Origin of the sequence: Spirillospora sp. CA-128828 (assembly GCF_050945415.1) — a bacterium.
GTDB lineage: Bacteria > Actinomycetota > Actinomycetes > Streptosporangiales > Streptosporangiaceae > Spirillospora.
In genome coordinates, this window is the sequence record NZ_CP191986.1 from 2,957,432 (window position 1) to 2,979,049 (window position 21,618).

Sequence of the window (21,618 nt, forward strand, 5' to 3'; positions counted from 1 at the left end):
CCTGTCAGGGAGAGGTCCCGGCCGCGCCCTGCTCGGTGGTGTTCGCGGGCTCGCTCGACGCGGGCGGCGTCGGCTGGTCGGTCGGCTTGCCCGGGTCGGGCGTCGTGGACGTGGGCGGCGTCGGCGTCGTGGTCGGCGTCTGCGACGGCGTCTCGCTCGGGCACGGTGTGGCGGCCGGGGCCGGGGTGGTCGCCGTGCCGGGCGAGGCGGTGGCCGCGGAGGCCCCGGGCGACGGGATGCTGCAGGACGACAGACCCGGCGAGGTGCTCGGGCTCGGCGTCTGCGAGGTGCTCGGGCTGCCGGACGCGCTGCCGCCCGCCGACGACGGGACGGGGAACTCCGGGCCGCCCCCGGCGCCCGTCCGGTCCCCGTCGGTGCTGTCGTGCCCGCCGCCGGACGGGCTGTTGCTGCCCACCGACTGCTGGATCAGGTCGATCGTCTGCGGGGCCGTCACGCCGATCCCGGCGATCACGACGGCGGCGGCCACGGCGAGGACGGGGCGCGCCCAGTTCACGGTGAACCGGTCGAACCCGAAGCGGGCCGGGCCGAACCGTCCGAGACCGAACCGGCGGCCCTGGCCGTCGGCTATGCGGGCCCGGATGCGCTCCAGGCCGTCGCCCGCGGGGTTGACCGAGTCCGCCTCCGCGTGCAGGGCGCGGCGCAGGATCTCGCCGTGCTCGTCGTGGGGGTCGGTGGTCATGAGAACTGCTCCAGGACGTTGCGTAGCGCGGTCATGCCGCGCGCCGTATGACTCTTCACGGCGCCGCGGGAGATGCCCATCGCGTTGGCGATCTCCGCTTCGGACAGATCGGCGTAGTAGCGAAGGACGAGCGCCTCCCGCTGGCGGGCGGGGAGCCGGGACAGCGCGTCGATGACCGCCGAGCGTTCCAGCTCCCCGATGGCCCCGGCCTCCGCGCTCGGCGCGTCCGGCAAGCCCTTCGGGGCGTACTTCTCGACGACGGCGCGGTGCCGGAGCACCGATCGCGACCGGTTGACCACCGACTGGCGCAGGTACGACAGTGCCTTGTCGGGATCGCGGAGCCGGCGCCAGCCGCCGTGCATGGCGACGAACGCGTCCTGGACGACCTCCTCGGCCGTCCCCGCGTCCCGGACGAGCATGGCCGCAAGGCGCACGAGCGAACGGTAGTTGGCGCTGTAGAGCGCGGTCACCGCTTGGTCGGCATCCCAGGCGGCGGCCACCGCTCCCGCCGTGCCCCTGGCCACGAGGGTCTCGGTCACGTCAGTTGGACGCGCACCCTCGTCGTCCGGTTTACGAAAGGGCATGTCCTGGTTTGCCTCGGTCACCTATCCGCCGCCTTTGCCGGCCCCCCGCCGTCCATTCGGACGGTCGCGCTCGGCCGGCGTGAACCGGGCGTTCCCCGGCCGGGCGAGGGCGCCGCAATGCCTTGCGAACCGGGGGGTACGCCTTGAGCTGACAACCTTAACCAGTGACCGGTCGGAATGCCGACCGGCGCCGAAGGTTGATCACCGAAAACCCTATCCACTGCGCGGCGCGGGAAGCCATGCCCGCGCTGGTCTCGATAGGATTCCGGGGCGGTCACGGACCGTACTGGAGGGGAGACAGATGACCGACTGCCTGTTCTGCAAGATCGTTTCCGGGGACGTGCCCGCCAAGATCGTCCGGGAGTCGGCGGGGACCGTCGCGTTCCGCGACATCAACCCCCAGGCGCCCACGCACGTGCTGGTCATCCCGCGTGACCACCACCCCACCGTCGGTGAGCTCGCCGCCTCCGACGCCGAGCTGCTCGCCGAGATGGTGCGCGAGGCCCACCAGGTCGCGGTGGACGAGGGCATCGCCGAGACCGGCTACCGGGTCGTGTTCAACACCGGCGCCCAGGCGGGCCAGACCGTGTTCCACGTGCACGCCCACGTGCTGGGCGGACGTGGCCTGAACTGGCCGCCCGGCTGAGCCGGTTCCGCCGCGAGAAAACCATCGGTGGCCTGTCGGGGGTCGTCGGTACGATGGAACCGGCACACCCAGACACCCGGAGCAGACAGAAGGCAGGTCCGAAGGCCGCAAGGCCCGGCTGATGGTCGAATCAACTCACACGAGGTCAACTCGCACGGGGCGCGACGACCCGGCAGGCTCGCGCCCACAGATCAAGATCGTGGTGCCGGACGACCATTCGATGGTGAGCCTGCTCGGCTCCCGGGATGAGTTGCTCCATGCGGTGGAGCGCGCGTTCGGCAGCGACATCGACATCCACGTCCGCGGCAACGAGATCACCGTGACCGGCCCCGAGGACGAGACCGAGCTGGTCTCCCGGCTCTTCACCGAGATGCTCGAACTGCTGAAGGGCGGCACCCAGCTCACCCCGGACGCCGTCGAGCGCAGCCTGGCGATGCTGCGCGGCGAGACCGACGCGCGTCCCGCGGAGGTCCTCACCCTCGACGTGCTGTCCAGCCGCGGCCGCACGATCCGCCCGAAGACGCTGAACCAGCGGCGCTACGTCGACTCGATCGACAAGCACACGATCGTGTTCGGCATCGGCCCGGCGGGCACCGGCAAGACGTACCTGGCAATGGCCAAGGCCGTCCGCGCGCTGCAGGAGAAGAAGGTCAACCGGATCATCCTGACGCGCCCGGCCGTCGAGGCGGGGGAGCGGCTCGGGTTCCTCCCGGGGACGCTCTACGAGAAGATCGACCCGTACCTGCGCCCGCTGTACGACGCGCTGCACGACATGGTCGACCCCGACTCGATCCCGCGCCTGATGGCCGCCGGCACCATCGAGGTCGCCCCCCTCGCGTACATGCGGGGAAGGACGCTGAACGACTCGTTCATCATCCTGGACGAGGCGCAGAACACCTCGCCCGAGCAGATGAAGATGTTCCTCACCCGGCTCGGGTTCGGGTCCAAGGTCGTGGTGACCGGCGACGTCACCCAGGTCGACCTGCCGAACGGGCATTTGAGCGGGCTCCGCGTCGTGCAGGAGATCCTGGACGGCGTGGAGGACATCCACTTCTGCCGGCTGAACAGCCGCGACGTCGTCCGGCACAAGCTGGTCACCGACATCGTCGACGCCTACAACCGGTTCGACGAGAAGCAGGTGCCCGAGCTCAAGCAGGGCGCGGCGCGCGGCGGCTCCCGCAAGCGGGGCCGGCAGTGACCATCGAGGTGCTGAACGAGTCCGGCGTCCCGGTCGACGAGAAGGCGCTCGCCGGCCTGTCCCGCCACGTCCTCGACGGGATGCGCGTCCATCCGCTGGCGGAGCTGTCGGTGCTGCTGGTCGACGAGGCCGCGATGACCGAGCTGCACGAGAAGTGGATGGACGAGCCGGGCCCCACCGACGTGCTGTCCTTCCCCATGGACGAGCTGCGCCCCGGCCACATGTCCGGCGGCGCGGACGAGGAGGGCGAGACGGACCCCGCGCTGCTCGGCGACGTCGTCCTGTGCCCGGCGGTCGCGGAGCGGCAGGCGCGGGAGGCGGGGCACGGCACCGAGGCGGAGCTGGAGCTGCTGTGCGCGCACGGCATCCTGCACCTCCTCGGCTACGACCACGCCGAGCCGGAGGAGCACCGGGAGATGTTCGGCCTGCAGGCCGAGCTCCTCACCTCCTGGCGGGAGAAACGCGGCGGCTGATGAACACCGCGCAGGCGTGGCTGTCCGCCCTGGCGGTGGGCCTGGTCTTCATGGCGGGCCTGCTGGCCGGCACCGAGGCGGCGCTCGCCCGCGTGTCGCGCGTCACCGTCGAGGATGCCCTCCGGGAGGGGCGGCGCGGCGCGGTACGGCTGGCCGAGGTCGTCGCCGACCCGGCCCGCTACGTCAACATGGTGCTGCTGCTGCGGATCGGCTGCGAGCTGGTCGCCACCGTGATCGTCGCCGATCTGTGCATCTCCTGGCTGGACGAGACCTGGCGGGCCTACGTCACCGCCGCCGCGATCATGATCGTGGTCAGCTACGTGGTGATCGGGGTCGGGCCGCGCACCCTCGGCATCCAGCACGCCGACCGGATCGCGCTGGCCGGCGCCGCGGTGATCCATCCGGTGACGCGGGTGTTCGGGCCGCTGCCCCGGCTGCTGATCGCGCTCGGCAACGCGCTGACGCCCGGCAAGGGCTTCCGGGAGGGCCCGTTCGCGTCCGAGGCCGAGCTGCGCGACCTGGTCGACCTCGCCGAGCAGCGCAGCCTGATCGAGCCGGTCGAGCGGGAGATGATCCACTCGGTGTTCGAGCTGGGCGACACCCTCGTCCGCGAGGTGATGGTGCCGCGCACCGACATCGTGTTCATCGAGCGCACGAAGACCCTGCGGCAGGCGATGTCGCTGGCGCTGCGCAGCGGGTTCTCGCGCATCCCCGTCGTCGGCGAGAACGAGGATGACGTGGTCGGCATCGCCTACCTCAAGGACGTCGTCCGCCGCAGCCAGGAGCACCGCGAGGGCGAGTCGGTCGAGACGGTCGACTCCGTCATGCGGCCGGCCACCTACGTCCCCGACAGCAAGCCGATCGACGAGCTGCTGCGCGAGATGCAGGCCCGGCAGACCCATGTCGCGATCGTCATCGACGAGTACGGCGGCACCGCCGGCCTCGTCACCATCGAGGACATCCTGGAGGAGATCGTCGGTGAGATCACCGACGAGTACGACGTGGAGATCCCGCCGGTGACCTGGCTGGAGGACGGCGCCGCCCGCGTCACCGCCCGGCTCCCCGTGGAGGACCTCGCCGAGCTGTTCGACGTGGAGATCGACGCCGAGGACGTCGAGACGGTGGGCGGCCTGCTCGCCCACGCCCTCGGCCGCGTCCCCATCGAGGGCTCCACCGCCGAGATCGCCACCGGCGAGGACGGCCCCGTCCTCTCCCTGAAGGCCGAGACCATCGCCGGCCGCCGCAACCGCATCGGGACTGTGCTCATCCGGAGGGGCGACCCGCCGGACCCCCCGTCACGAGCCGGTCGATCCTCACGCCACGGTGCGGGTCCGTCGTGACCGTGCGGGTTTGTGGCGTGGCGCTGCGGTGAGCTTCAAGCCCGGCAAGGGCTGGCCCGGCACGTTCTTGCGGGGACGCGGGTCAGTCAGGTGAGGGTGGTGCGGAGGGTGCCGTCGGGGGCGGCCACGAGGACGGGAGCCTTGGGGCCGAGGTCGTGGACGGCGGTGACGTCCGAGGGGTCCGGCGTCTCGGCGGTGGTGACGACGGCGGCGGCCTCCAGGTCCTCGGCGCCGCTGGAGACGGCCATCGCGACCGCGACCTTAAGGGCCGACAGCTTCAGGGACGGCAGGTCCACGCTCGTGGCGGAGTAGGTGCGGCCCGTCTCGTCGCGCACGGCGGCGCCCTCGGCGGCACCCGTGCGGGCCCGCGCCGACCTGGCCAGGGTGATGATCTTCGCGTCCTCGGCGTTCAGCTCGCTCACGCCCCCAGCGTACGGGGACCGCGCGGGGGCACGGCGGGCGGTACTGAGGTCCGCAAGTCGGTGCCAAGTGGACGGCAAGGGGCGCGCGTGAGGCTGTAGGGCGTCGAACAATGTCGTTCTGGGGGAGAAGTGATGTCCCGACTGCTCTACCGCCTGGGGAAGGCCGCCGCCCTGCGGCCCTGGCGGTTCATCGTGGTGTGGCTGGTGCTCGTGGCGGCGATGGCCGGCCTGGCCGGCGTCGCTGGGGGCGCCCTGCACGACAACTACACGCTGGCCGGGACGGGCTCGCAGCAGGCCACCGACCTGCTGAAGGAACGGTTCCCGGCACTGTCCGGGGCGGACGCCCGGGTCGTCGTGCACGCGAAGTCCGGGACGGTCGACCAGGCGAAGCTGGCCGCGGCGTCCGGCGAGCTGCGCGGGCTGCCGCATGTCAGCGAGGTCGATCCGGCGCAGGTCGGGAAGGACGGCGCGACCGCGCTGCTGACCGTCCGGTACTCCGTGCCGGTCACGGACCTGAAGCCCAAGGACACGCTCGACCTGCTGCGGTCGGCGACACGGAACCTGGACGCGGCCGGCTACCAGGTGGAGTTCGGCGGCCAGGTCCCCGAGAACGTGACGGCGCCCGGCGGTGTCGCCGAGGGCATCGGGATCGTGGCCGCGCTGATCATCCTCCTGCTGGCGTTCGGGTCGGTGGTCGCGGCAGGGCTGCCGCTGGCCGTCGCGCTGGCGGGCCTCGGCGCGGGCGTGTCGGGGATCACGCTGCTGGCCGCGTTCACCGACGTCGCGACCACCGCGCCGACGCTCGCCACCATGGTCGGGCTGGGCGTCGGCATCGACTACGCGTTGTTCGTCCTGACCCGGCACCGCGAGGGCCTGGCGGAGGGGCTCGACGTCCCCGAGTCGGTGGGCCGCGCCATCGCGACCGCCGGCCTGTCGGTGCTCTTCGCGGGGTTCACGGTGCTGCTGGCGCTGTGCGGGCTGGTGCTGTCCCGGATCCCGGTCTTCATGACGATGGGCTTCACCACCGGCCTCGTCGTCGCCGCGACCGTGCTGAGCGCCGTCACGCTGCTGCCCGCCGTGCTCGGCCTCGCCGGGCGCCGGGTGCTGCGCCGCCGCGACCGGGCCGCCGGCGCGACGATCAGCGTGGAGTCGCCGCGGGTGCGGCGGTGGGCCGGGCATGTCGGGCGGCACCCGTGGCCGTGGCTGCTCGCCGCGTCCGTGCTGATGCTCACGCTCGCCGCGCCCGCGCTCGGCATGCGGACGTGGCCGAGCGACGCGAGCAGCGAGCCGACGTCCAACACCGTCCGGCAGGCGTACGACCTGGTGGCGGACGGGTTCGGGGACGGGGCCAACGGCCCGCTGATCGTCGCGGTCGACCTGAAGAAGACGGACCAGGGCGCCCTGCCGGGCCTGCGGGAGCGCCTCGCCCGCACGGACGGCGTCACGGCCGTGTCGCCGCCCCAGCTGTCCCCGCGCCGCGACGCCGCCGTGATCATCGTCACGCCGGAGTACGGGCCGCAGGACCAGCGGGTGACCGGACTGGTCAACGGGATCCGCGCGGACGTCCTGCCGCCGGGGACGGAGATCACCGGGCTGACCGCCGCCTACGTGGACCTGTCCCGGATGCTGTCCGACCGGCTCTGGCCCGTGATCGGCGCGGTCGTCGCCACGTCCTTCATCATGCTGATGATCGTGTTCCGGTCGCTGCTGGCGCCGCTGAAGGCGGCCGCGATGAACCTGCTGTCGATCGGCGCCGCGTACGGGGTGCTGACGGCCGTGTTCCAGTGGGGCTGGGGCGCCGGGCTGCTCGGCCTGCCGCACAGCGTGCCGGTGTCGTCGTTCATCCTGCTGCTGATGTTCGCGGTCCTGTTCGGCGTGTCCATGGACTACGAGGTCTTCCTGCTCTCGCGGGTCAGGGAGGAGTGGCTGCTGCACGGCGACGCGCGCGGCTCGGTCACCAGCGGCCTCGCCGCGACCGGGCGGGTCATCTCCAGCGCGGCGCTGATCATGGTGGCGGTGTTCCTCGGCTTCGCCGCCGACCCCGGGCTGGTGATCAAGCAGATGGGGGTCGGGCTCGCGGTCGCCGTGGCGCTGGACGCGACGGTCGTCCGGCTGGTGCTGGTGCCCGCCACGATGGCGCTGCTCGGGCGCGCGAACTGGTGGCTGCCGCGGCCGCTCGCCCGCGTCCTGCCGGACATCGATCTGCACGGCGGGGCCGAGCCTGCCGGGACCGCCGAGCGGGAGCCCGAGCCCAGCAACGCGTAACCGGGGGAGTGATCACGATGGTGCGGCATGTCCCGGTTAGGCTGATCGGGACATGTCGCCTGTCGTACGCGTTCTCGGGGCCTTCGGCGCCGAGGTGGCGGGGGTTGCCGCCGACCTCGGCGGTCCCCGGCAGCGCTCCGTCCTCGCGCGCCTCGTCGCCGCGCGGGGCGCGATGGTGCCCGCCGACCGGCTCGTCGACGACCTGTGGGCGGGCACGGCCCCGCCCCGCGCCGCCGCCGGCCTGCAGTCCTTCGTCTCGCATCTGCGCCGCGCCCTCGAACCGGACCGCCCGCCGCGCACGCCCGCGCGGGTCCTCGTCACCGAGCCGCCCGGCTACGCGCTCCGGCTGCCGGACGGGGCCGTCGACGCGTGGCGGTTCGACGCGCTGATCGACGAGGCCGCCGAGCTGCTGCCCGGCGACCCGCCGGAGGCGCGCCGCCGCGCGGAGGCCGCGCTCGCGGAGTGGCGCGGGCCCGCCTACGCCGAGTTCGCCGACCTGCCGTGGGCCGCCGCCGAGGCCGCCCGCCTGGACGAGCGGCGCCGCCTCGCCGTCGAGCGGCGGGGCGCGGCGATGCTCCGGCTCGCGTCCGCCGCCGAGGCGGTCCCCGACCTGGAGGCCCATGCGGCCGACAACCCGCTGCGCGAGGAGGCGTGGCGGCTGCTGGCCCTCGCCCTCTACCAGGCCGGACGGCAGGGCGACGCCCTCGCCGCCCTGCGCCGCGCCCGGGCGACGCTGACCGAGGAACTCGGCGTCGACCCCGGCCCGGCCCTGCGCCGCATGGAGACCGACATCCTCGCTCAGTCGCCGGCGCTGGGCGGGACGGAACCGGTGCCGGTCCGTCCGGCTCTGCGGCTGGCGCCCGAGCCCATGGAGGGCCCCGCCTTCGTGGGGCGCGTCCAGGAACTGGCCCGCCTGGAGGACGCCGCCCGCGGCGCCGAGGCGGGCCGCGGCGGCGTCGTCCTGGTCGGCGGCGACGCGGGCATGGGCAAGACCGCGCTCGCCGAGAGGCTCGCGCGCGATCTCGCCGGCCGGCGCTGGACCTGCGCCTGGGGGCGGGCTCCGGAGACCGGGGGAGCACCCGCGGCCTGGCCCTGGGCCGAGCTGCTGCGCGAGCTGGCCACCGCCGCCCCGCCCGCCGGCGAGCTGATCGAGCGCCTCGGCCCGCTGCTGGACGACGCCGTCACGGGCCCCGCCGGCGGCGACGTCGGCACCGGGCGGTTCCGGCTCCACCTGGCCGTCGGCGACTACCTCGCCGGCGTCGCGGAAACGGCGCCGCTCCTGCTCGTCCTGGACGACCTGCACTGGGCCGACGAGGAGACGCTCGCCCTGCTGGTGCGGCTCGCCGGGAGGCTCCGGGACCGTCGCGTCCTGCTGCTCGCCACGTTCCGGCAGACGGAGGTCCCGGACGGCCTCGCCGCCGCGCTGGCCGCGCTCGCCCGCTGCGAGCCCGCGCGGATCGAGCTGGGCGGGCTGTCGCCGGCCGAGGTCGCCGTGCTGGTCCGCGCCACGTGCGGCACCGCCCTGGACGACGCCGAGCTGACCGCGATCGCCGAACGGACCGGCGGCAACCCGTTCTTCACCCGGGAGACGGCCCGGCTGCTGGACGCCGAGGGCCTGTCCGCCGCCACGCGCCAGGTGCCCGCCGGTGTGGGGGACGTGCTGCGGCGCCGCATCGCCCGGCTCCCGGGCCCGGTCCAGACCGTGCTGCGGGACGCCGCCGTCATCGGCCGGGACGCGGACCTGCGCGTCCTGTCCGACCTGGCCGGCGGCGAGGAGACGGTGATCGACGCCGTCGAGGCGGGCCTCGGCACCGGCCTGGTCACCGAGCCCGCGCCCGGCCGGATGCGGTTCGCGCACGCGCTCGTCCGCGACACCCTCTACGACGGTGTCTCGCGGGCCCGCCGGACCCGGCTGCACGGCCGGGTCGCCGCCGCCCTCGAACGGCACGCCCCCGACGAGGCCGCCGCGATCGCGCACCACTACCTCGAAGCGGGCACGGACCCGGCCAGGGCCGTCAGGTACGCCCGCCGTGCCGCCGCGGCCGCCGAGGCCCGCTACGCGCACGCCGCCGCGGCCGACCTGTGGGTCCGGACCGTGGAGACGCTGCGCGCGCAGGGGCCGGAGGCGACCCGGGACCGGCTGGAGGCGGAGGCCGCCGCGATCCGCTCGACCGCGCTCGCCGGGCAGGTCGTGGACGCCAGGGACCGGCGGCGCGCCGCCATCGCCGACGCCCGCGCCTTCGGCGACGTCCGGCTGCTCGCGCGGATCATCGCGGGCTTCGACGTCCCCACGCTGTGGACGAGCCGCGAGTACGGCAGCCTCGACCAGGCCGTGGTGGACGCGACCGACGAGGCGCTCGCGCGGCTCCCGGCGGACGAGCGGGAACTGCGCGTCCGGCTGCTGACCACGCTCGCGATGGAACTGGAGGGCGAGCAGCACGACCGGGGTGCCAGGGCCTCCGAGGAGGCGCTGCGCACGGCCCGTGCACTGGACGCGCCGGAACTGATCGCCGCCGCGCTCAACGGCGCCTACATCAACCACTACCGCTCCGCGGACGGGCTCGCCGGGCGGATCCGGATCGCGTCGGAGCTGCTCGACCTGGCCACCGAGCACGACCTCGGCACCTACCGCGTCCTCGCCCACCTGCAACTGCAGCAGGCGAACGTCGCCGCGCTGGACCTGCCCGCCGCGCACCGGAGCCTCGCGGAGGGACGGCGGCTGGCCGACCAGTACGGGCTGCCGCTGCTCGCCCGGATCTCGGACTGGTACGAGGGCCTGGTGCGCGCCTTCGCCGCGCCGGCCGACGAGGCCGAACGGGCGTTCGCGGAGGTCGGCGCCGCCATCGGCCGGACCCGGATCTGGTTCAGCGAGCGCGGCATGGCGGTCCTCGGCCCGTTCTGCCTGCGGGTCGTCCAGGGCCGGGCCGGGGAGATGCTGGACGAGGCCGCCTGGCTGCACGAGCAGTGGGGGCACGTCGCCGCCACCGCGGACGTGCACGCCCTCGCCCTGGCCGCCGCCGGCCGCACCGCCGAGGCCCGGCGGGTCGCGTCCGGGGCGGGACCCGTCCGGCTCGACTACTTCTTCGACCTCACCATGGCGATCCGCGGGCTCTGCGCCGTGGCGCTCGACGACCGTCCCATGGCCGAGGACGCCTACGCCGCGCTGCTGCCGTACGAGGATCACTTCACCGGCGGCGCCACCGCCGTCGCCACGGTCGGCCCGGTCGCGCACATCCTCGGCGATCTCGCCCACTACCTGGGACGCCCCGCGACCGTCGCCGCCGCCCACTACCGCAGGGCGGCCGAGGTGGCCGGCCGCCTCGGCGCCGCCTACTGGGTCGAGAAGGCTGTGTCCGCCCAGGGGGGTGACCCCCTGGAACCCCCGTCACGAGCCGGTCGATCCTCACGCCACGGTGCGGGTGCGGCGTGACCGTGCTGTGTTAGCCCAGGGGGTGACCCCCTGGAACCCCCGGCACGAGCCGGTCGATCCTCACGCCACGGCTGAGGGCCTTGTGACCGTGCCGGTCGTGACGTGTCGCTGCGGCCGCCCGGCCCGTGGTTGTGGCTGAGCTTCGGGCCGTGGGGGTCTTCGGGGGCGTTGCGGGCTTGGGGTGGGCGACAATTGGGGGGTGACAGCTCTGGGAAGTGATGTGCCCGCAGGCTACAAGGCCGGTTTCGCTTGTTTCATCGGGCGGCCGAATGTGGGCAAGTCGACGCTGATGAACGCCCTGGTGGGGACCAAGGTGGCGATCACCAGCAGTCGTCCGCAGACGACGCGGCGGGCCGTCCGGGGGATCGTGCACCGGCCGGACGCCCAGCTCGTCGTGGTCGACACGCCCGGCCTGCACAAGCCGAGGACGCTGCTCGGGGAACGGCTCGACAGCCTCGTCCGGTCGACGCTGACCGAGGTCGACGTGATCGGGTTCTGCGTGCCCGCGGACCAGCCGGTCGGGCCGGGGGACAGGTACATCGCCCGGGAGCTGGCGGGGGTGAAGAAGACGCCCGTGGTGGCGATCGTGACCAAGACCGACCTGGCGGCGCCCGAGCGGGTCGCCGAGCAGTTGCTCGCGGTCGGCGGGCTGGGGGAGTTCGCCGACATCGTGCCGTGCTCCGCCGAGAGCGGCTTCCAGGTCGGCCTGGCCGGCGACCTGCTGATCTCCCACCTGCCGGAGGGCATGCCGCTCTACCCGGAGGACGACCTGACCGACGAGCCTGAGCAGGTCCTCGTCGGCGAGCTGATCCGCGAGGCCGCGCTGGAGGGCGTCCGGGAGGAGCTGCCCCACTCGATCGCCGTCGTCGTGGACGAGATGGCCCCGCGCGAGGGCCGCGACGATCTCATCGACGTCTACGCGCACCTGTTCGTCGAGCGTCCCAGCCAGAAGGGCATCATCATCGGGCACAAGGGCGCGCGGCTGCGCGAGGTCGGCGCGGCCGCGCGGCGGCAGATCGAGGCGCTGCTCGGCTCCAAGGTCTTCCTCGATCTGCGCGTCAGCGTCCTGAAGGACTGGCAGCGCGACCCCAAACAGCTCCGCCGCCTCGGCTTCCCCGACTGACCCGCGCCCTGGGCGGAGCCGAAGCGACCGTCACTTCGGCTCGTGCCCCGGGGGCGCCTCCTCGGAGGGATCCCGATCCTTCTGGGGGTCTCCCTGATTCGGTGGGGTCTCTTCCCCCGCGGGTTCGCGGCGGCCCCACGCCTCGTCTTCTGAGGGCCATGCGGGGTATTCGCCGGTCGAATACCCCTGGTCGGCGTACTGCCAGCCGGCGTACTGCTGGTCCGTGTAGAGGTACTGCGCAGGGTTCTGGTCTGCTTGCCCCTGCGTCTTCGACACCCGTTCGCTGATGGGGCGGGCCAGGCTGAAACCCACCACGAACAGGGACGTGATGACCGCGAGGTACCAGCCGTACCGGACGGTGATCTGGTAGCCGACGTCCAGGCCGGTGGCGGGCAGCCGGTCGCGGACGTCGCCGAGCCGCAGCACGAAGACGCCGGAGACCAGCAGGGCGAGCATGCCGGGGACGGCGGCGAGCGTGCCGATCCGCGCGTCCCGTCCGATCAGGTCCCAGGCGGCCAGCGCGATCGCGATCACCGCGAGGACCGGGACGGCGAGCACGATGTCGTCGGCGTCGATGCCCGCCACACTGCCGATGTCGCGGGTGAGCGTGCGTCCGAACAGGTCGACGACGACCTCGGCGCGCGCCCATGGCAGGAACGCCGACACCAGCAGCGTCGACGCGGCGGCGATCACGGCGGCGATCCAGGCGGTGCCGCGCCGCGGCGGATACGGGCCGGGCTCGGCGACGGCGGCCTCGGCCGGGTCGCCGGGCTGTGGCGGATAGCCGTCGACGGGCGGCAGGAAGGTCGGGCGCGGGCGCGCCCGTTCCGCGTCGGATCCCAGGTCACCGGTCATGAACCCAGCGTAAACGCAGGCGCGGCATTGGCCGGGACGGCCACGTCGGGGCCCGGGGATCGGTAGTTTGGAACGAGGTCCGTTATGGGAGGAGAGCCCCGGTGTTGCTCGTTTTCGGGCTGACGGCGGTGTTCCGCACTGTCAGTGAGGGGACGTTCCACTGCCCGCAGTGCGGGGGTGACCGTGCCTACCGGAGGCGCGCCGGGCGCCGCTGGTTCTCGGTGTTCTTCGTCCCGATGGTGCCGCTGTGGCGGCTCGCCCATGCCGTGGAATGCCGGACGTGCCGCGGGCGCTTCCCCGTCTCGGCGCTGCGGACGCCGACCGCGCGGCAGATGGCCGAGGCGCTCGCCGCGGGGATGCGCGCGGCGGCGGCCCTGGTGCTGCGCGCCGGGGACCCCTCCGACGCCGCGGCCCGCGCCCGCGCGATCACGACGGTGACCGGGTACGGCGAGCCCGAGTACGACGGGGACGCCGTGGACGCCGACCTCGCGCTGCGCCGGACGTTCCTGGAGCAGGAGGTCGCCCAGGCAGGGGTCCTGCTCGCGGTGGAGGCCAAGGAGTGGTTCCTCGCGCAGGCCGTCCGGATCGGGCTCGCGGACGGCTCGCTCGGCGAGGGGGAGCGGCTCGCCCTGCACGGCGTCGCGGACCTGCTCGGCATGTCCCGCGCCTACGCGCTCGGTGTCATCGTGACCACGGAAGGGGCGGCACGCTGAGATGAATCCCGCCACCGGCCCGAACGCGGCCGGCCGGGCGCTGGTCCGGGAGCCGGGCCCGCGCCTCGCCGAGGGGATCGTCACGCATGCGGTGCCCCGTCCGGTGGACGCCGCCCTGGCGGCGCGCCAGCACGAGGCCTACGTCGCGGCGCTGCGGTCGGCCGGCTGGCAGGTCCGCGCCGTCGCTCCCGCCGACGACCTGCCCGACGCCGTGTTCATCGAGGACGCCCTGCTCGTCTTCGGCGACCTGGCCATCCTCGGCCGGTCCGGGGAGGAGCGCCGCCGGGACGAGGTCGCGGGCGCGGAGCAGGCGGCGCGGGAACTCGGCCTGCGGGTCGAGCGGATCGAGGCGCCGGGCACCCTCGACGGCGGGGACGTCCTCGCCGTGGGCGACACCGTCTACGTCGGACGCGGGGACCGGACGAACGAGGAGGGCATCTGCCGGCTCGCACATCTGCTGGGCGGGCGCAAGGTCGTCCCGGTGGACATCAGCGGCTGCCTGCACCTGAAGTCGGCGATGACCGCGCTGCCGGACGGCGAGCTGATCGGCGTCCCCGACATGGTGGACACCTCGGTGCTGCCGTTCCTGCGCGTCGTCCAGGAGCCGGAGGGCGCCCACGTGGTGGTGCTCGGGCCCGACCATGTGCTCATGTCCGCATCGGCGCCGCGCACCGCCGCGCGGCTCGCGGAGGACGGGCTGCGCGTCACGAGCGTCGACATCAGCGAGTTCGAGGCCCTCGACGGCTGCGTGACCTGCCTCTCCGTGCTCGTCCCCTGACCCGCCGGGAATGGCCCGCCGACCGGACGGCGTTCTGGATGGGACGGCGGAGGGGCAGGGACGTCTCAGAATCCGGACGTCGTTTCCGTAACACGGATGGCATCTGTTAACTTGGCGAACGTGTTGCGTGAGCTGCTCCTCCTTAGCGGCCGCAGCGGGGGCCTGTAACCAGGTCGGCTCCCTCGCTGCGGGACTTCGACGTGGACGTCGGCCGCGAGGTTCGAGCAGAGAGATCTCAACGGATGTATCCGCAACAGCAGTCTTCCGGTATGCCCTTCCAGCGCTACAAGCCCTTCGCGCCCATCAGGCTGACCGACCGCACATGGCCCGACAGTGTGATCGCCGAGGCTCCGCGCTGGTGCGCGGTGGACCTGCGCGACGGCAACCAGGCGCTGATCGACCCGATGGACGCCCACCGCAAGCTCAAGATGTTCGAGCTGCTGGTACGGATGGGGTACAAGGAGATCGAGGTCGGGTTCCCGGCGGCCAGCCAGACCGACTTCGACTTCGTCCGGCAGATCATCGACGAGGACCGCATCCCCGATGACGTCGTCATCCAGGTGCTGACGCAGGCTCGTCCCGAGCTGATCGAGCGGACCTTCGAGTCGGTCCGCGGTGCCAAGCAGGCGATCGTCCACCTGTACAACTCCACCAGCACGCTGCAGCGCCGCGTGGTGTTCGGGCAGGACCGCGACGGCATCACCGCGATCGCGGTCGAGGGCGCCAAGCTGTGCGCCAAGCTCGCCGAGGACATGGGCGACACCGAGATCTTCTTCCAGTACTCGCCGGAGTCGTTCACCGGAACCGAGCTGGAGTACGCCGTCGAGATCTGCAACGCCGTCAACGACGTGTGGAAGCCGACCCCGGACAAGAAGGTCATCGTCAACCTGCCGGCCACGGTCGAGATGGCCACCCCGAACGTCTACGCCGACCAGATCGAGTGGATGAGCCGGAACCTGGCCTACCGGGACTCCGTCATCCTGTCCCTGCACCCGCACAACGACCGCGGGACGGCCGTCGCCGCCGCCGAGCTGGGCTACATGGCGGGCGCCGACCGCATCGAGGGCTGCCTGTTCGGCAACGGCGAGCGCACCGGCAACGTGTGCCTGGTGACGCTCGGGCTGAACCTGTTCACCCAGGGCGTCGACCCGCAGATCGACTTCTCCGACATCGACGAGATCCGCCGGACGGTCGAGTACTGCAACCAGCTGCCCGTCCACGAGCGGCACCCCTACGGCGGCGACCTGGTCTACACCGCGTTCTCCGGTTCCCACCAGGACGCCATCAACAAGGGCTTCGACCATCTGAAGCGCGACGCCGAGGCCGCCGGGGCACCGGTGGAGCAGTACGGCTGGGAGGTCCCGTACCTGCCGATCGACCCGCACGACGTCGGCCGGACGTACGAGGCCGTCATCCGGGTCAACAGCCAGTCCGGCAAGGGCGGCGTCGCCTACATCATGAAGACCGAGCACTCGCTGGAGCTGCCGCGCCGGCTGCAGATCGAGTTCTCCCGGGTCGTGCAGGAGCACACCGACAGCGCGGGCGGCGAGGTCACCGCCGAGCGCATGTGGGAGATCTTCGAGTCGGAGTTCCTCGCGAACGGACCGCGCGCGGGGCTGCTGGCCCACCGGACGACGTCCCTGGTCGACGAGAAGGACGCGCTCAGCTGCGACGTCCGGGTGGACGGCGAGATCCGCGAGATCGAGGGCGTCGGCAACGGCCCCGTCTCGGCGTTCGAGGACGCCCTCGCCACGGTCGGCGTCGACGTCCGGGTGCTGGACTACGCCGAGCACGCGATGAGCGCGGGCGGCGACGCGCGCGCGGCCGCCTACGTCGAGTGCGACGTGAACGGCACCACGGTGTGGGGCGTCGGCATCGACGGCAACATCGTCACCGCGTCCCTCAAGGCGATGCTGTCCGCCGTCAACCGGGTGGCCCGCGCGCAAGAAGCGTAACGACGAGCCCCGCATGTCGGGGTGATCTTCGCAGGCGGGCTGGACGCCGTCACGTGCCCGACGGACCGCCTGACGTTCCCCTTTCAGGTCGTACGAAAGCCGCCCTCACGCAGGGCGGCTTTCGCCGTTCTGACCTTTGCTCACAGCGAGCCGGGATCACTCATGCGACCAGCTGTTTGAGGCTTTTCAGCCATGACCTCGGCAAGATCGCTACAAAGTCTCCAAACGAGCTTCAACGATACCGTTTAAGTCATGGTTACCGGAATCAAGGACGCCGCCCATGCCGTCGACGCCGCCGCCGTCATGAGCCTGCTCCCGGCCCGGCCGCGGCTGCTCGGTCTGGGCGAGCCCACCCATGGTGCGGACATCCTGCTCGACGTGCGGAACGACCTCTTCCGCCGGCTCGTCGAGCACGAGGGCTACCGGACGTTCGCGATCGAGAGCGACTGCATGATGGGCCTGGTCGTGGACGACTACGTCACCTCCGGCAAGGGCACCCTCGATGAGGCCATGGAGCGCGGCTTCAGCCACGGGTGGGGCGCGTTCGCGGGCAACCGCGAACTCGTGCGCTGGATGCGCGACCACAACGACGGCCGGCCCGCGTCCGAGCGGGTGCGCTTCGCCGGTTTCGACGGCCCGCTGGAGATCACTCACGCCGCGAGCCCGCGGCAGGCCCTCACCGCGCTCCACGGTCACCTCGCGTCCCGGGTGGACGCCGACCTGCTCCCCTGCACCGCGGAAACGCTCGACCGCCTGCTCGGCGCCGACGAGCGGTGGACCGATCCCGGCGCGATGATGGACCCGTCCCGGTCGGTGGGGCGCTCGTCCGACGCCAGGGAGCTGCGGCTGCTGGCCGACGACCTCGTGGTGCTGCTCGACGGGCAGGCGCCGGACTCGGCCGCCTCGCGGGACGACCGGGACCGGGCGCGCCTGTACGGCCGCACCGCCACCGGCCTGCTGCGCTACCACTTCTGGATGGCCGACACCTCATCCGCCCGCATGGCGTGGCTGGTGGGCCTGCGCAGCCAGATGATGGCCGGGAATCTCCTCGCCATCGCCGAACGAGGTGCGGCGTTCGTCAACGGCCACAACGGTCATCTCCAGCGTGCCAAGAGCACGATGCGGATGGGCGGCCCGCCGGTGGAGTGGTGGGGTGCCGGTGCGCTCGTGAGCACCCGCCTGGGCCAGGAGTACGCCTTCCTGGCCACCGCCCTGGGCACGATCCGGCACCATGGAGTGGACGCCCCGCCCCGCGACACCGTCGAAGGCCTTCTGTACGCCCTCCCGGACGACCGCCGCCTCATCGACGCCCGCCGCCTGGCCACCGCCATCGGCGACGAGCCTCCCGTCCCTCGCGTGTCCCCCTACTACGGCTATTCCCCGCTCGACCCGGACCACCTGGCCGGGAGCGACGGGATCGTGTTCATCAAGGACGTCCCGCGGCCCTAGCCGCTCCCACCCCCGGCCCGACCGCCAGGGGCGGAGCGGCACGCTCAGCGGGCTCGGCCGAGGACGTGGTGGACGAGTTCGCGGAGGGGGCCGTGGAGCTGGGCCTCGCCGACGGTGGTCCGGTCGCCGTCGATGTCGATCTCGTACAGGAACTGGTCGGGGATTCGGCCCGGCGGCGGGACGGTTTTCAGGTCGACGCGGCCGACGAGCCTCGACAGCATGGGATCGCTGACGCTGTCGGACTCGGCGCGCCGTTCGATTCCCGCGAACCCCCCGCTGCGGACGACTGTCACTTTCACTGCTATCCGTTCGCCTCCAAGGGCACCCCTACCCCCGTCCAGGCCCGGCTCACCGCCTTGGTCTCGACGGCGTCGGCGCCGTAGAGCCCGGTCGCGGTCTGGACCGTCGCCGCGGCGAATCCGGCGAAGTCGGCGTCGGTGGCCAGGGAGCCGCCGGTGAGCGTGTCGTACCAGACGCGGCCGGCCTTCTCCCAGGCGTTGCCGCCGATGCCGGTGGCCGCGAGGTAGAACGCGTGGTTGGGGATGCCCGAGTTGATGTGGACGCCGCCGTTGTCGCGGTACGTCTCGACGTAGTGGTCCATGTGGGCGGGCTGCGGGTCCTTGCCGAGCTGCGGGTCGTCGTAGGCGGTGCCGGGCTCCTTCATCGAGCGCAGCGCGACGCCGTGGACGCTCGCGGCGAGCAGGCCCTGGCCGATGAGCCAGTCGGCCTGATCGGCGGTCTGACCGAGATGCCACTGCTTGACGAGCGAGCCGAACACGTCCGACATGGACTCGTTGAGGGCACCGGACTGGCCGTAGTACTCCAGGTTCGCGGTGTACTGCGTGACGCCGTGGGCGAGTTCGTGGCCGGTGACGTCGAGGGGGCCGGTGAAGTCGGTGAACAGGACGCCGTCGCCGTCCCCGTACACCATCTGCTCGCCGTTCCAGAACGCGTTGTCGTACTTCTCGCCGTAGTGGACCGTCGAGATCATCTTGAGCCCGGCGCCGTCGATCGAGTTCCGCCGGTACGCCGCCTCGAAGAAGTCGAAGGTGGCGCCGAGCCAGTCGTAGGCGCGGTCGGCGGTCTGGTCGCCGGTGGCGGGGGCTCCCTCGGCCCGGACGGTCCGGCCGGGCAGTTCCTCGCCGTGCCCGGCGTCGTTGATCGTCCGGTCGGGGACGAAGTCCTCGGACGGGGAGGGGGCCCCGGCCGCGGTCGTCCGGCGTTCGGTGAACTGCGCGGAGGTGAGCGCCAGCGTACGTCGGGCTCGGTCGCGCATCGCCGGGTCGTCGGCGTCGCGGGCGATCCGCTCCAGCATGTGCGGTGGCACGATGTGGCATCTCATGCCACAACGCTGCCAGTTCCTTGTGATTCGAGCCACAACTTTCGGCGGGACGCTACGGCCGAATCCGGTCACGGTACGTGATTGTTATGCAGCGCAGCGACATCGCCCGGGCGACTTGTGAAGATCCTGGGGAGATGCCCGGACGCTGCGCCGACGCATCCGGCGGCGTGCGTCAGAATGAACGGGTGACCCTGTACCGCGACGAAGGCATCGTCCTGCGCACCCAGAAGCTGGGCGAGGCCGACCGCATCGTGACGGTGCTGACCCGGCGCACCGGCCGGATCCGCGCCGCGGCGAAGGGGGTCCGCAAGACCAAGTCCCGGTTCGGCGCGCGGCTGGAGCCGTTCACGCACGTGGACCTCCAGTTGTACGAGCGGCGCTCCCTCGACCTGATCACGCAGGCCGAGACGCTGCGCCCGTACGGTGAGGCGCTGGTCAGCGACTATCCCCGCTACACGGCGGGGACGGCGATGCTGGAGACGGCGGAGAAGCTCACGAGCGAGGAGGGCGAGCCCGCGCTGCGGCAGTTCCTGCTGCTGGTCGGCGGGCTGCGGACGCTCGCCGAGCGGGCCCACGACCCCCGGCTCGTCCTGGACGCCTACCTGCTGCGCTCACTGTCGGTCGCGGGCTGGGCGCCCGCGCTCGACGAGTGCTGCCGGTGCGGCGGCCGCGGCGGGCTGCGCGGGTTCGCCATCGCGGCGGGCGGCGCCGTGTGCGCGAACTGCCGCCGGCCGGGCGCCGCCACCCCGGCGCCGCCGACGTTCGCGCTGATGCTGGCGCTGCTGCGCGGCGACTGGGAGTACGCCGACGGCAGCGAGCAGCGGCACCGGGTGGAGACCAGCGGGCTGGTGGCCGCCTACCTCCAGTGGCATCTGGAGCACGGGATCCGTTCGCTGCGCCATGTGGAACGCGAGACGCGCGGTGAAGCGCGCGACGACGACACCGACAGGGAGAGAGTTTGAGCAGGGCCGTATCGCCTCCGGAACCGCATCGGGACGGCGCGACGCCGCCCCCGATCCCCGCGGACCTGGTGCCGCGGCACGTCGCCATCGTCATGGACGGCAACGGCCGCTGGGCCAAGGAACGCGCGCTGCCCCGCACCGAGGGGCACCGGCGCGGCGAGGACTCGCTCTTCGACGTGATCATGGGCGCCATCGAGCTCGGCGTCCCGTATCTGTCGGCGTACGCGTTCTCGACGGAGAACTGGAAGCGCTCGCCCGACGAGGTGCGCTTCCTCATGGGCTTCAACCGGGACGTGATCCGCCGCCGCCGCGACCAGCTCCACTCGATGGGCGTGCGGGTGCGGTGGGCGGGCCGGCGGCCGCGGCTGTGGCGCAGCGTCATCAAGGAACTGGAGACGGCCGAGGAGATGACGCGGCACAACGACATCCTCACCCTGCAGTTCTGCGTGAACTACGGCGGCCGCGCCGAGATCGCGGACGCGGCGGCGGCGATCGCCCGGGACGTCCGGGACGGCCGGCTCAACCCCGACAAGATCAACGAGAAGGTCTTCGCCCGCTACCTGGACGAGCCCGGCATCCCGGACGTGGACCTGTTCCTGCGCTCATCGGGGGAGCAGCGCACGTCCAACTTCCTGCTCTGGCAGTCGGCCTACGCGGAGATGGTGTTCCTCGACACCCTCTGGCCCGACTTCGACCGGCGCCACCTGTGGCACGCCTGCGAGATCTACGCCTCCCGCGACCGCCGCTACGGCGGAGCGGTGCCTAATTCCTTGGTGGTTGGGCAGGCGCCTGGGAGCGCCTGACCAACCACCAATGCGTGCGGCGGCCGGGCTTGGTGCGCCGGTTCTCGCCGCCGAGTCGTCCTAGACCAGGCTGGCGTCGAGGGTGATCGTGGTGCCTGCCAGGGCCTTGCTTACCGGGCAGCCTGCCTTGGCGTCCTGGGCGAACTTCTCGAAGTCGGCCGCGGACAGGCCGGGCACGCTCGCCCGGACGGTCAGGTGGACGCCGGTGATGCCCTCGCCCGGCTGGAACGTGACCTCGGCTTTGGTGTCCACCTTCTCCGGCGGGGTCCCGGCGCCCGCGAGGGCGTGCGAGAGGGCCATCGAGTAGCAGGTGGAGTGCGCGGCGCCGATGAGCTCCTCGGGGCTCGTCCGGCCGCCCGGCTCCTCGGACCGCGATGCCCAGGTCACGTCGTAGGTGCCGAGCTTCGAGGAATCCAGCGAAACGGTCCCCTGGCCCTCCAGCAGAGAGCCTTCCCAATGCGCGTTTGCGGTACGTGTCGTAGCCATGCCCCGATTCTTCACCATGGCCGGGTGAGCGGATCACCCGAACCGCCGTAACGCCCCGCGCCGGCGGCTCACCTTCTAGCGGCCGGTGCGGGGC

General features: G+C 72.7%; 20 protein-coding genes. 13 read left to right on the plus strand and 7 right to left on the minus strand.

Going from position 1 to position 21,618, the window contains the following annotated elements; all coding sequences use genetic code 11:
- Positions 1–4 precede the first annotated feature (4 nt).
- Positions 5–700, minus strand: a complete 696-nt coding sequence (locus ACQPXG_RS14745; protein WP_433468234.1) for a hypothetical protein — start codon at positions 698–700, stop codon at positions 5–7.
- On the minus strand, positions 697–1,284 hold the full coding sequence (locus ACQPXG_RS14750; protein ID WP_433469970.1) for a SigE family RNA polymerase sigma factor: 588 nt from the start codon (positions 1,282–1,284) through the stop codon (positions 697–699). Before ACQPXG_RS14750 ends, ACQPXG_RS14745 begins: the two co-directional genes overlap by 4 nt.
- Before the next feature lie 301 nt (positions 1,285–1,585).
- Between ACQPXG_RS14750 and ACQPXG_RS14755 the strand changes: the two genes are divergently transcribed.
- The 4 genes from ACQPXG_RS14755 to ACQPXG_RS14770 all read left to right on the plus strand — a co-directional run bounded on the left by ACQPXG_RS14755 (position 1,586) and on the right by ACQPXG_RS14770 (position 4,941).
- Entirely contained in the window at positions 1,586–1,930 is a 345-nt protein-coding gene (locus tag ACQPXG_RS14755; protein ID WP_433468235.1) for a histidine triad nucleotide-binding protein, read from the plus strand.
- Positions 1,931–2,051: 121 nt separating this feature from the next.
- Positions 2,052–3,128, plus strand: coding sequence for a PhoH family protein (locus ACQPXG_RS14760; protein WP_433468236.1), 1,077 nt, complete (start codon positions 2,052–2,054; stop codon positions 3,126–3,128).
- Positions 3,125–3,601: an rRNA maturation RNase YbeY gene (ybeY, locus tag ACQPXG_RS14765; RefSeq protein ID WP_433468237.1), complete on the plus strand. Its 477-nt coding sequence runs from the start codon at positions 3,125–3,127 to the stop codon at positions 3,599–3,601. The genes ACQPXG_RS14760 and ybeY overlap by 4 nt, the downstream gene beginning before the upstream one ends.
- Positions 3,601–4,941: a hemolysin family protein gene (locus tag ACQPXG_RS14770; protein ID WP_433468238.1), complete on the plus strand. Its 1,341-nt coding sequence runs from the start codon at positions 3,601–3,603 to the stop codon at positions 4,939–4,941. The genes ybeY and ACQPXG_RS14770 overlap by 1 nt, the downstream gene beginning before the upstream one ends.
- 86 nt (positions 4,942–5,027) lie before the next feature.
- Here the strand turns inward: ACQPXG_RS14770 and ACQPXG_RS14775 are convergent, their stop codons facing one another.
- On the minus strand, positions 5,028–5,363 hold the full coding sequence (locus ACQPXG_RS14775; protein WP_433468239.1) for a cytidine deaminase: 336 nt from the start codon (positions 5,361–5,363) through the stop codon (positions 5,028–5,030).
- A gap of 132 nt (positions 5,364–5,495) precedes the next feature.
- Here ACQPXG_RS14775 and ACQPXG_RS14780 point away from each other — a divergent pair, with 132 nt between their 5' ends.
- The 3 genes from ACQPXG_RS14780 (at position 5,496) to era (ending at position 12,181) form a co-directional block, all read left to right on the plus strand.
- Positions 5,496–7,628 carry an MMPL family transporter gene (locus ACQPXG_RS14780; RefSeq protein ID WP_433468240.1) on the plus strand — a complete coding sequence of 711 codons (2,133 nt, stop codon included), beginning with the start codon at positions 5,496–5,498 and terminating at the stop codon, positions 7,626–7,628.
- 52 nt (positions 7,629–7,680) lie between these two features.
- Positions 7,681–11,058 carry a BTAD domain-containing putative transcriptional regulator gene (locus ACQPXG_RS14785; protein ID WP_433468241.1) on the plus strand — a complete coding sequence of 1,126 codons (3,378 nt, stop codon included), beginning with the start codon at positions 7,681–7,683 and terminating at the stop codon, positions 11,056–11,058.
- A 199-nt stretch (positions 11,059–11,257) separates the two neighbouring features.
- Positions 11,258–12,181, plus strand: a complete 924-nt coding sequence (gene era, locus ACQPXG_RS14790; RefSeq protein ID WP_433468242.1) for a GTPase Era — start codon at positions 11,258–11,260, stop codon at positions 12,179–12,181.
- A 30-nt stretch (positions 12,182–12,211) separates the two neighbouring features.
- Here the strand turns inward: era and ACQPXG_RS14795 are convergent, their stop codons facing one another.
- Positions 12,212–13,036: a hypothetical protein gene (locus ACQPXG_RS14795; RefSeq protein WP_433468243.1), complete on the minus strand. Its 825-nt coding sequence runs from the start codon at positions 13,034–13,036 to the stop codon at positions 12,212–12,214.
- Positions 13,037–13,137: 101 nt separating this feature from the next.
- On the opposite strand from ACQPXG_RS14795, the gene ACQPXG_RS14800 reads away from it, so the two are divergent.
- The 4 genes from ACQPXG_RS14800 (at position 13,138) to ACQPXG_RS14815 (ending at position 17,931) form a co-directional block, all read left to right on the plus strand.
- On the plus strand, positions 13,138–13,749 hold the full coding sequence (locus ACQPXG_RS14800; protein WP_433468244.1) for a hypothetical protein: 612 nt from the start codon (positions 13,138–13,140) through the stop codon (positions 13,747–13,749).
- Position 13,750: 1 nt separating this feature from the next.
- Complete coding sequence (gene ddaH / locus ACQPXG_RS14805; RefSeq protein WP_433468245.1) at positions 13,751–14,527, plus strand: dimethylargininase; 777 nt, start codon at positions 13,751–13,753, stop codon at positions 14,525–14,527.
- A 242-nt stretch (positions 14,528–14,769) separates the two neighbouring features.
- A complete protein-coding gene (gene leuA, locus ACQPXG_RS14810; protein WP_433468246.1) occupies positions 14,770–16,482 on the plus strand; it encodes a 2-isopropylmalate synthase in 1,713 nt (570 codons plus the stop codon).
- Between the two features lie 252 nt (positions 16,483–16,734).
- Entirely contained in the window at positions 16,735–17,931 is a 1,197-nt protein-coding gene (locus ACQPXG_RS14815) for an erythromycin esterase family protein (protein ID WP_433468247.1), read from the plus strand.
- A gap of 44 nt (positions 17,932–17,975) precedes the next feature.
- On the opposite strand, the gene ACQPXG_RS14820 is transcribed toward ACQPXG_RS14815, so the two are convergent.
- Together ACQPXG_RS14820 and ACQPXG_RS14825 are read right to left on the minus strand one after the other, a co-directional pair.
- The gene (locus ACQPXG_RS14820; protein WP_433468248.1) at positions 17,976–18,230 is read right to left on the minus strand and encodes a protealysin inhibitor emfourin; all 255 of its coding nucleotides are present in this window, start codon (positions 18,228–18,230) and stop codon (positions 17,976–17,978) included.
- Positions 18,231–18,232: 2 nt separating this feature from the next.
- A complete protein-coding gene (locus ACQPXG_RS14825) occupies positions 18,233–19,273 on the minus strand; it encodes a M4 family metallopeptidase (protein WP_433468249.1) in 1,041 nt (346 codons plus the stop codon).
- A 185-nt stretch (positions 19,274–19,458) separates the two neighbouring features.
- Here ACQPXG_RS14825 and recO point away from each other — a divergent pair, with 185 nt between their 5' ends.
- Both recO and ACQPXG_RS14835 read left to right on the plus strand, forming a co-directional pair.
- Positions 19,459–20,235 (plus strand): DNA repair protein RecO, encoded by a 777-nt coding sequence (gene recO, locus ACQPXG_RS14830; RefSeq protein WP_433468250.1) that lies wholly within the window; start codon positions 19,459–19,461, stop codon positions 20,233–20,235.
- Complete coding sequence (locus ACQPXG_RS14835) at positions 20,232–21,038, plus strand: isoprenyl transferase (protein ID WP_433468251.1); 807 nt, start codon at positions 20,232–20,234, stop codon at positions 21,036–21,038. The genes recO and ACQPXG_RS14835 overlap by 4 nt, the downstream gene beginning before the upstream one ends.
- Positions 21,039–21,098: 60 nt before the next feature.
- Here ACQPXG_RS14835 and ACQPXG_RS14840 read toward each other — a convergent pair whose 3' ends face one another.
- The gene (locus ACQPXG_RS14840) at positions 21,099–21,524 is read right to left on the minus strand and encodes an OsmC family protein (RefSeq protein WP_433468252.1); all 426 of its coding nucleotides are present in this window, start codon (positions 21,522–21,524) and stop codon (positions 21,099–21,101) included.
- Positions 21,525–21,618 lie beyond the last annotated feature (94 nt).